The organism is Mesorhizobium alhagi CCNWXJ12-2, from assembly GCF_000236565.1.
Taxonomy (GTDB): domain Bacteria; phylum Pseudomonadota; class Alphaproteobacteria; order Rhizobiales; family Rhizobiaceae; genus Allomesorhizobium; species Allomesorhizobium alhagi.
This window is the reverse complement of sequence record NZ_AHAM01000019.1, coordinates 20,695-28,008: the sequence shown is the minus strand read 5'-3', so window position 1 is coordinate 28,008 and position 7,314 is coordinate 20,695. Positions and strand designations below refer to the sequence as shown.

8 protein-coding genes and 1 pseudogene are annotated in these 7,314 nt (G+C 63.3%); 5 read left to right on the top strand and 4 right to left on the bottom strand.

Annotation, left to right across the window (positions count from 1 at the left end; genetic code table 11):
• The 4 genes and pseudogenes from MAXJ12_RS01375 to MAXJ12_RS01365 form a co-directional block, all read right to left on the bottom strand.
• Positions 1–191: pseudogene (locus tag MAXJ12_RS01375) on the bottom strand (membrane protein insertase YidC); the annotation flags it as partial.
• Positions 192–212: 21 nt separating this feature from the next.
• Positions 213–566 (bottom strand): ribonuclease P protein component, encoded by a 354-nt coding sequence (rnpA, locus tag MAXJ12_RS01370; RefSeq protein WP_008833938.1) that lies wholly within the window; start codon positions 564–566, stop codon positions 213–215.
• 16 nt (positions 567–582) lie between these two features.
• Positions 583–717: a 50S ribosomal protein L34 gene (gene rpmH, locus MAXJ12_RS34895; protein ID WP_008833937.1), complete on the bottom strand. Its 135-nt coding sequence runs from the start codon at positions 715–717 to the stop codon at positions 583–585.
• A 189-nt stretch (positions 718–906) separates the two neighbouring features.
• Entirely contained in the window at positions 907–1,815 is a 909-nt protein-coding gene (locus tag MAXJ12_RS01365; RefSeq protein WP_040584568.1) for an SDR family oxidoreductase, read from the bottom strand.
• 103 nt (positions 1,816–1,918) lie between these two features.
• Here MAXJ12_RS01365 and MAXJ12_RS01360 point away from each other — a divergent pair, with 103 nt between their 5' ends.
• The 5 genes from MAXJ12_RS01360 (at position 1,919) to MAXJ12_RS01340 (ending at position 7,296) form a co-directional block, all read left to right on the top strand.
• A complete protein-coding gene (locus MAXJ12_RS01360) occupies positions 1,919–2,494 on the top strand; it encodes a TetR family transcriptional regulator (protein WP_008833935.1) in 576 nt (191 codons plus the stop codon).
• Between the two features lie 127 nt (positions 2,495–2,621).
• Complete coding sequence (locus MAXJ12_RS01355; protein ID WP_008833934.1) at positions 2,622–3,269, top strand: hypothetical protein; 648 nt, start codon at positions 2,622–2,624, stop codon at positions 3,267–3,269.
• 273 nt (positions 3,270–3,542) lie between these two features.
• A complete protein-coding gene (locus tag MAXJ12_RS01350; RefSeq protein WP_008833933.1) occupies positions 3,543–4,310 on the top strand; it encodes a TVP38/TMEM64 family protein in 768 nt (255 codons plus the stop codon).
• A 42-nt stretch (positions 4,311–4,352) separates the two neighbouring features.
• Entirely contained in the window at positions 4,353–5,780 is a 1,428-nt protein-coding gene (locus tag MAXJ12_RS01345; protein WP_008833932.1) for a dihydrolipoyl dehydrogenase family protein, read from the top strand.
• Positions 5,781–5,808: 28 nt separating this feature from the next.
• Positions 5,809–7,296 carry a sensor histidine kinase gene (locus MAXJ12_RS01340; protein ID WP_008833931.1) on the top strand — a complete coding sequence of 496 codons (1,488 nt, stop codon included), beginning with the start codon at positions 5,809–5,811 and terminating at the stop codon, positions 7,294–7,296.
• The last annotated feature ends 18 nt before the right edge of the window (positions 7,297–7,314 follow it).

The window sequence follows — 7,314 nt, the reverse complement described above, 5'->3', positions numbered from 1 at the left end:
GGTAGTGGAGTTCCGTCAGCTCCCGGCGCGGCCGGCTGGGCTGTCGTCGTCTCCGTCTCGGTACGCTCGGCCTCGATGCGCGCCAGCTCGCGCTCGCCCTCGATGCGCGGGTTCATGTAGAACACCTGCCACAGCGTAAGGATCAGCACCGACAGCGCGATGGTAATGAAGAAATTGCGATTGTTTTCCATCGTGGCCTTTAGTCCGTGACCTTAGCGTGTTGCGCGGATGCGGCGAGAGAGCTCGGCTGCAAGCTGGCCGAAAGGGGCGTCGAGAACGTCGTCGCGCCCGACGATCACATAGTCATTGCCGGGCTGCATGTCACGTGCGGCATGGACGCGAACCGCTTCCTTGAGGCGGCGGCGCACGCGATTGCGCTGGATCGCATTGCCGGTCTTCTTGGTGACCGTGAAGCCGACACGCGGAGGACCTTTGTCGCCGCGGTTCAGAACTTCCAGCAGGAAGAGCCGCCCGCGGCGCTTTTCACCACGCCGGGCGGCAAGGAATTCCGCCCGCTTGCGAAGCCGCGCGGGGGAGGGAAGGCCGGGCCTGCCGGTTTCCGGCAACGATCCCGTCTTTCGCTCAGGCAGACAGCCGCTTCCGGCCGCGGTTGCGACGGGCTGCGACAACACCGCGGCCACCCTTGGTGGCCATGCGCGCGCGGAAGCCATGCCGGCGCTTGCGGACGAGTTTCGATGGCTGATAGGTACGCTTCATTTGTTTTAATACCGCGGCGTGCGGCCCTTCTTGAGACTGTCACTTTTGTGAACAGGAGCTTCGCCGGCCCGTCTTGGCGCAATCGGAACTGCGCCGGACGCGTGGCCCGAGCGTGAGCGGGCTTATAGAAACAAGCTTTCCGGAAGTCAATCGCCGCAGATGTAAGGTGAAATCCGGTTTTTACGAGGCCTACCGGTAGCCTGTCGCGTCGGCCGGCTTTCCGGCGTCCTGTACTTCCGGGACATAGCGCCAGGCATCGGGGCGGGAACCGTCGAGGTCGGTGAAGCCGTAAACCTGAGCCAGTCCGCCGCTGGAGAGCGATTGGCCGTTCCAGCGCGCCCGGTCGGGATCGGCAGCAAGTGCGGCCACCGCGCGCCCCACGAAGCGCGGCGTCTCGGAGATCACGAAATGCGGCACCTTCGCTGTGGCGTCGCGCCAGTTCTCCTCAGTGACGCCGTACGCCTCCAGCATCATCTCCGAACGCAGCCATCCGGGCGTCAGCGAAACCGAGGTCGCGCCATGCGGCGCCAGGTCCTTCGCGTGCGCCCACGCCATGCGCGTAACCGCCACCTTGGCGAGATCATAGAAGGGCGAGAGCCGGTAGTGCTCGGCATTATACTCCGCCGTGCCGTCGGTCACCTCGACGAGCAGACTGCCCGGACGCTCGATCATCAGCGGAAGTGCGTAGTGGGCAGTGATCAGATGCGTGTCGATGCCGAGCCGCAGCATGCGCAGGCCGTTTTGGAGATCGTGGTCCCAGACCGGCTTGTTCCACTCGAAAAGCTTCTCGCCGCCCCAGATGTCGTTGACGAGCACGTCGAGCTTGCCCTGTTCGGCACGGATGCGGTCGACGAGCTTGCGCACTTCCTCCGGGATCAGATGATCGACCTGTACGGCTATGCCTTTGCCGCCAGCCGAGGAGACCAGTTCCGCCGTTTCCTCGATGGTTTCGGGCCGCGCATATTCGGATTGCTGGCTGCGCGTCGTGCGTCCGGTCACATAGACGGTTGCGCCGGCGGCTCCCAGTTCCACCGCGATACCGCGGCCCGCACCACGCGTTGCACCCGCGACCAAGGCTACTTTTCCTTGAAGCGTCATCGAACTCTCCCACGCTGAATCCACAATAAATTTCCGCCCGAAGGCTGGCATTTGCCGGCCTTTCATTTATAAACGAATATTCAGTTATAAACGAAAGGTCAAGATGCCGCGCACGAAGACGCTATCGGACGAGCAGGTTCTGGACGCCGCGCTCAAGCTCCTGCATGAAAGCGGCCCCGAGGCCTTGACCTTCGAGCGCGTGGCTCGCGCTTGCGGCCTGTCCGCCGCGACATTGGTGCAGCGTTTCAGGAGCAAGGCGGGCCTGAAGCAAAGCACGCTGCTGCTCGCCTGGGATCGGCTCGACGAGAAGACCGCGCAGCTTGCGGCCACGGTTCCGAAAACTCCCGATGGCGCAGTCGAACTGCTGGTCGCACTGTCGAGCGATTATGGCGGGATCGAAACCTATGCGGAGGGATTGCTCGTCCTGCGCGAGGATCTTCGCGATCCCCTCCTTCGGTCGCGGGGCGCGGCATGGAAGGCCGCGTTGTCCAGCGCCCTCGAAGGTTGCTTCTCGCAGGTCCGGCACGCGCCGCAAGGCATCGGCTTGCTGACGGCGTCGCAATGGCAGGGCACGCTGCTGTGGTGGAGTTTCGACCCGCAGGGGAGCCTGGAAAGCTATGTCGAAGCCAGCCTGCGTCGCTTCATCTATGCCATAGTCGTGTCCAGATCGGCCGGATGACGACGTTTTGCGAGAAGGCGGTCGGTCGCCTTACCAAGGGGCTAGGTGGATATTTTGGCCAAGCACCGCGATTCACGATATGTTCGTCGGTGAATAGTCTGCTCAGGTTCATACAGGGATATCGACAATGAGCCTGTTCGATACCAACGCCTTAAATGAGTTCTACACGCGAATTTCCGTGACGAACGGGATGAGCATTGCCGATTTCCAAGGGATATTGAGAGGCTTATTCGAGCGGTCTCGATCCGGCGACGACCTCAACAATTACCGTTTGAGCAAACAGCCATGGAAAAAGCTAGCCGATGAAGTTACGCCTGTATCGCGCTTCCTCCAATTTCGTGGCGTTGACTCGGGTCGAATTCGCTTTCCGCTTGATAATCATCCGCCGGACTGCTGGCTCTGGAAGGCCAACGGAGGCGAGCCTCTCGGAATGGAGGTAACGATCGCACAGGCGACCGAGCGCCACCACCTCAAGAAAGAGTTGGTCGATAAGGGTCGGGGGCGAGGATTTATTGGCGTTTCAGATGACGCGCCTCGGGTTGATTTCAATCGCGCGATGTCCAAACAACGCGTAATGTACACTACCGATCACGCTCTTTCCGCCATAAGAGATGGTATTCTTCGCTGTCTGTCGCGCAAGAACAAGCCAAAGTACACAGGCTTTAACCTGCTGATCGAAGCTCCCTTGCGCTCCCTTCCCCAAGAGCGCTGGGAAGCCATAATGATTGACCTCCGCACAGCCCAGCACATCTTCCTTTCCGCGAAATACATGTGATCGGCAATGCTGACGAACGGCCATGGGGCTTCCAGATTAAGTGATCGAACACGTGCATTCCGTGCGTCGTTAATGGAAACGCGGGTGCAAAATCTGAAGAGCTGCCCGGAGAAACGCTACGATATTGATCCCTCACCAGGCGTCTCACGAAGGGGTGAGCGCTGCACAGGCTTAGGTCAAAACGCAGTGAGAGGCGCGTCATGTGCTTGCATGCAGCCTCTTTGTCGATCAACTGGACTTGACCAGCAGAAAAATCGCTTAAAGGTAGGAGCGATGGCCACGGAGGCAGTCGCGACGAGCATGGCCGAGGACGAGAAGGGGCGCAAACCCGTGGCGAAGCGCTGGCGCTTCATGCCGCTGCTTCTGATCGTGGCTGGCCTCGGCTTCGGCTATGCGATGGGCTGGCATCGCTATCTCACGCTGGACTTTCTCGGCGACAGCCGATTGGCCCTGAAAGCCTTCGTCTCGGCGAACCCGATCGCGGCGCCACTCGGCTTTACCCTGGTCTATGCCGTCGCGGTGGCCTTCTCCTTCCCGGCGGCTTCCGTGCTGACGATCTTCTCGGGTTTCCTGTTCGGCTGGCTGTTCGGCGGCCTACTCGCCATCATCGGCGCGACGATGGGCGCCACCGTCCTGTTCCTGGCGGCTCGCACCGCATTCGGCGGGTTCCTGAAGGAGCGCGCCGGCGGCGCGGCGGCCAGGCTGTCGCAAGGCTTCGAGCGCGACGCCTTCAGCTATCTGCTGGTGCTGCGCATAGCGCCCTTCATCCCGTTCTTTGTCGTCAACATCGCCCCTGCCGTATTCAACGTGCGCCTTCGGACATTCGTCGTCGCGACGCTGATAGGCATCCTGCCCGGCGCATTCGCCTATGCCTGGCTCGGCCAGGGCGTCGACAGTGTGCTTGTCGCGGCGCGACGGGCCGGCAGGCAAGTCGCTGTCGGCGACCTCGTCACGCCGGAGATCACCATCGCCTTCGCCGCGCTCGCGCTTGTCGCGGCTCTCGCCGCCGTCGTAAGAAAATTCTGGATGCGCGCGATCTGAGCGGTGGGATCCGCTCAAATCAGTACCCCGCAAAGGCGATCGATGGCGAAAATCCTTACTCCCGATATCTGTGTCATCGGCGCTGGTTCCGGGGGCCTTTCGGTCGCGGCCGCCGCGGCGGCGTTCGGCGTTCCCGTGGTGCTGATCGAGAAGGGCAAAATGGGCGGCGACTGCCTGAATTATGGCTGTGTCCCTTCCAAGGCGCTGATCGCGGCGGCAAAACAGGCGCATATGATGCGCCATGGCGGCAAATTCGGCATCGGTGCGGTCGAACCCGAAATCGACTTCCGGGGGGTCAACAGCCATGTCCGCGGCGTGATCGACGCCATCGCGCCCAACGATTCCGTTGGCCGCTTCTCCGCGCTCGGGGTCCACGTGATAAAGGCGGAAGCGCGCTTCAAGGACAGTCGCACGGTGATTGCGGGCGACGTGGAAATCCGCGCCCGGCGTTTCGTGGTGGCGACCGGCTCGTCGCCGCTGGTCCCTCGGATCGAGGGGATAGACAGCGTCGATTACCTGACCAATGAGAGCGTGTTCGACCTGACGCGGCGCCCCGGCCATCTGATCGTGATCGGCGGCGGCCCGATCGGGATGGAGCTTGCGCAGGCGCATCGCCGGCTGGGTTCGCGGGTAACCGTGCTCGAGGCGGCAAAGGCGCTCGGCAAGGACGATCCCGAGCTTACGGCGCTCGTGTTGAGGCAGATCCGCGCCGAGGGCGTCGACATCCGCGAGAATGCGAAAGTCGCCAAGGTCGAGAAACGCGGCAAGACCGGCATTCGCGTTCATATCGAAACGGACGGAGGGCGAAAGGCGATCGACGGCACCCATCTGCTGGTGGCGGTGGGGCGCGCCGCCAATGTCGCCGGCCTCGACCTGGAAAATGCCGGCATAGACTATGACGCGAAAGGCCTGAAGGTCGCCGACCGGCTGAGGACGACCAATCGCCGCGTTTATGCCGTCGGCGATGTGACCGGCTCGCTGCAATTCACACATGTCGCCAATTATCACGCCGGCATCGTCATCCGCGCGCTGCTGTTTCGCCTTCCGGCCCGCCAGAAACTCGGCATCGTGCCTTGGGCGACCTTCACCGATCCCGAGCTTGCCCATGTCGGCATGACCGAGACGGAAGCGGTGAAGGCCGGGAAAAAAATTCGCATCATGCGCTGGCCCTATGCCGAGAACGACCGCGCCCAGGCCGAACGCCGGACCGAGGGCCACATCAAGATCGTCGCCGGGTCCCGCGGCAGGATACTCGGCGTCACCATTGTCGGGGCCAATGCGGCCGAGATGATCAACATGTGGGCGCTGGCTTTGTCGAAAGGGCTCGGCCTGGGCGACGTGGCCGGCTATGTCGCGCCCTATCCGACAATGAGCGAAATTGGCAAACGCGCGGCGATCACCTATTTTGCGGGTGCGGCGGGCAAGCCGCTGGTGCGCCGGCTGATCGGGCTCTTGCGCCGGCTGGGCTGAACCGGCGGTATGCCGGAAGACGGAGAGCATGACCGAGAACACGATCCAGGAAGAAAGCGCAGCCAGCGACGGGGACCGCAGCGTGCCGCTGTCGCGCGGCCTTTCGCTGAAGCTCCTGGTGCTGACTGTCCTCTTCGTGCTGATCGCCGAGGTGCTGATATTCCTGCCTTCGATCGCCAATTTTCGGCTGCGCTGGCTGGAGGAGCGGCTGGGCACCGCAGCGGCCGTATCGACCGTGCTGGTCGAGGACGACGCGACCAGCCTGTCGCGCGCGGTTCAGGACGACGTGCTGATGGCGATCGGCGCCAAGGCGATAGCGGTTCGCGACGAAGGCGTATCGCGGCTTCTGGTCGTGGCCGACATGCCGCCGCAGGTCGACAAGCATATCGACCTTGCAGCGGCCGGGCCGATGGACGCGATGATGGGGGCGGTCGACACGCTGTTCTTCGGCGGCCACCGCATGCTGCGCGTTTTCGGCAAGGTCGGCGACAGCGACAAGGAGTTCGAGCTCGTCGTGCCCGACAAGAAGCTGCGCAACGCCATGCTGGTCTATTCGCGCAATGTCGCTTTCCTGTCGCTCCTGATTTCGCTGATCACGGCGATGCTGGTGTTCTACGCCATCAACCGCATCATGATCCGTCCGATCCGCGCCATGACGGGCTCGATGCTGGCCTTTTCGCGAGCGCCGGACGATCCCCGCCGCATCATCGAGCCGGAGGATCGCGGCGACGAGATCGGCGTCGCCGAGCGCGAGCTTGCCGGCATGCAGCGGCAGTTGCAGAAGACGCTGGGCGAGCACAAGCACCTCGCCGATCTCGGCCTCGCCGTCTCCAAGATCAATCACGACATGCGCAACATTCTCGCGTCGGCGCAATTGATGTCGGACCGGCTGCGGCTGGTGAAGGACCCGACCGTGCAGTCCTTCGTGCCCAAACTGGTGCGGGCGCTCGACCGCGCCGTCTCCTATTCGGAAGGGGTGATGGCCTATGGCCGCACCCAGGAAGCGCCGCCCTCGCGCCGCAGGCTGCGGCTGAGGCAACTGGTCGATGACGTGCAGGAGCTTCTCGGCATCGACCCGGACGGCGGCATCGAATTCGTCAACGCCGTCGATCCGGCTTTCGAGGTGGACGCCGATTCCGAGCAGCTGTTCCGCGTGCTCACCAATCTCTGCCGCAACGCACTGGAGGCGATGGCGGCGGACCGGGAGCGCGCCGTGGTCAACCGGCTTACGATCTCGGCCGAGCGGATCGGCAGCGTCAGCCGCATCTTCGTGGCCGACACCGGCCCCGGCCTGCCTCAGAAGGCCAGGGACAATCTGTTCGCCGCCTTTCGCGGTTCGGCGCGCAGCGGTGGCACCGGGCTGGGTCTCGCGATCGCGCACGAACTGGTCCGCGCGCATGGCGGCTCGCTCGAACTTGTCGAGAGCGTCGGTGGCCGAACCGTGTTTTCCGTCACCATTCCCGCCCAGCCGGTGCGGCTCGAAGACGCCCGCGGCAGCCTGCGCCGGCCGGCCTGAAGCGGCCCGCGAAAAGTT

Excerpts from the sequence above, each read along its gene's own strand:
- MAXJ12_RS01365 (WP_040584568.1), bottom strand. The coding sequence starts at position 1,815 with ATGACGCTTCAAGGAAAAGTAGCCTTGGTCGCGGGTGCAACGCGTGGT.
- MAXJ12_RS01350 (WP_008833933.1), top strand. The coding sequence starts at position 3,543 with ATGGCCACGGAGGCAGTCGCGACGAGCATGGCCGAGGACGAGAAGGGG.
- MAXJ12_RS01340 (WP_008833931.1), top strand. The coding sequence starts at position 5,809 with ATGACCGAGAACACGATCCAGGAAGAAAGCGCAGCCAGCGACGGGGAC.
- MAXJ12_RS01355 (WP_008833934.1), top strand. The coding sequence starts at position 2,622 with ATGAGCCTGTTCGATACCAACGCCTTAAATGAGTTCTACACGCGAATT.
- MAXJ12_RS01360 (WP_008833935.1), top strand. The coding sequence starts at position 1,919 with ATGCCGCGCACGAAGACGCTATCGGACGAGCAGGTTCTGGACGCCGCG.
- MAXJ12_RS01345 (WP_008833932.1), top strand. The coding sequence starts at position 4,353 with ATGGCGAAAATCCTTACTCCCGATATCTGTGTCATCGGCGCTGGTTCC.
- rpmH (WP_008833937.1), bottom strand. The coding sequence starts at position 717 with ATGAAGCGTACCTATCAGCCATCGAAACTCGTCCGCAAGCGCCGGCAT.